This window comes from Planctopirus hydrillae, assembly GCF_001707835.1.
Taxonomy (GTDB): Bacteria; Planctomycetota; Planctomycetia; order Planctomycetales; family Planctomycetaceae; genus Planctopirus; species Planctopirus hydrillae.
Genome location: NZ_LYDR01000060.1, coordinates 1 through 334, shown reverse-complemented (window position 1 = coordinate 334; position 334 = coordinate 1). Strand labels below are relative to the sequence as shown.

Genomic DNA, 334 nt, shown 5'->3' with positions numbered 1-334 from the left:
GGAGCATCACGCCTTATTTTCCCCTTGCCTAAAGCCGCGGCGACCCGCTATCGGTCGCTGGCCCTTCGCTGAGCGCATCCAGTCGGTCGTACAGCGGTGCGGCCTGTTGGTAAAGTGTATCAAACACCTCAAAGCACGCCGCATAGTAGTCCCGAAGCCGTGAGTCAGGCAGGATTTCCTTTTCAAAATGAACGGCCTGACGCACGCCAGCGGCAACATCGGCATACAGACCCACGCCGGTGCCCGCGATAATACCGCATCCTGTAATGCCATTCTCCTGGTTACGTGTACTTAAAATAGGCAGGTTATAGGCCGAGGCTTTAATTTTTAGCCA

General features: G+C 55.1%; 1 pseudogene. It reads right to left on the bottom strand.

From position 1 onward, the window contains the following. Window positions 1-28: 28 nt before the first annotated feature. Window positions 29-334, bottom strand: a pseudogene (locus A6X21_RS07495) (xylulokinase); the annotation flags it as partial.